The organism is Frankia sp. AiPs1 (assembly GCF_023716945.1).
GTDB lineage: Bacteria > Actinomycetota > Actinomycetes > Frankiales > Frankiaceae > Frankia.
On record NZ_JAMQQF010001063.1, the window covers coordinates 1 to 937 of the forward strand.

A 937-nucleotide genomic window follows, 5' to 3' on the forward strand; every position below is an offset into this window, starting at 1 on the left:
GTATGCCGGGCGATGAGAACCAGTGCCGTGCCCCCCGCGGCGGGCCCCCGCCAAGTGGCGGCCCGGCCCGCGCGGGCTGGACTGGGACGAGCCCGGCCTGGCGGACGGGTACGCCCGGCACATCCTGGACGTCCTCGCCGCCCGCGGGTTCGACGTGCGGTCCCGGCTGCGGTGGTACGAGACGATCACCCCGGCGGACCTGGAGCGGCGCACCGGCTCGGTGGGCGGGTCGATCTACGGCGGGTCGTCCAACGGAGCCCGGGCGGCGTTCCTGCGCCCGCCGAACGCCGCCCGGGTGCCGGGGCTGTTCCTCGTCGGCGGGTCCGCCCACCCCGGCGGCGGCCTGCCGCTGGTCGTGCTGTCCGCCGGCATCGTCGCCGGGCTCGTCGGGCCGGCCTGACCGGCCCGACTCACCCGGCGCCCGCGAGCTACAGCCCGGCGCGGACCAGCGTCACCGCGGTGACGCCGGAGACGTACCGGCCGCCCTTGGTGTCGCCGGGGGCGGTCAGGCGGGGCCCGTCCTTCGCCAGCGACACGCCGTCCTGGGTGACGGCGAGCAGCGCCTCGGTGCCGGCGAAGCCGGGGTCGATCTCTCCCCAGGAGACGACCGACTCGTAGCCGTCACTGGCATGGACGGATGCGGCGTAGCGCAGCGCGTCGTTCTTCACGTCGCTGCGGAACGCCGGCTTCGCCGCCTCCAGCACGTCGTAGAGCAGGGGGCCGGTGTAGGTGTGGGTCTGCGGGCCCGCCCCGCTCTGGAAGGTCACCGTCTGGGTGTGCTGCGGGTACTTCGCGGCGAGGTCGGCGACGGTCAGCAGCACCGGGTGCGCGATCCGACCGAGGAACAGCACCCGGCCCGGCGGCAGTGTGGGAACGGGAAGCGGGAGCGCCTTGGCCGGCGCCGCGGCCGCGGCGGGGGCGGGGGCGGGGGCCGGTG

The 937-nt window shown here is 76.7% G+C and carries 1 protein-coding gene and 1 pseudogene; one reads left to right on the forward strand and one right to left on the reverse strand.

Translation table 11 applies throughout. From position 1 onward, the window contains the following. Positions 1-58: 58 nt before the first annotated feature. Positions 59-400, forward strand: a pseudogene (locus tag ND748_RS32860) (phytoene desaturase family protein); the annotation flags it as partial. 28 nt (positions 401-428) lie between these two features. On the opposite strand, the gene ND748_RS32865 reads toward ND748_RS32860, so the two are convergent. Then, the coding region (locus ND748_RS32865) for a hypothetical protein (protein WP_251750142.1) at positions 429-937 on the reverse strand (509 nt) is incomplete at its 5' end.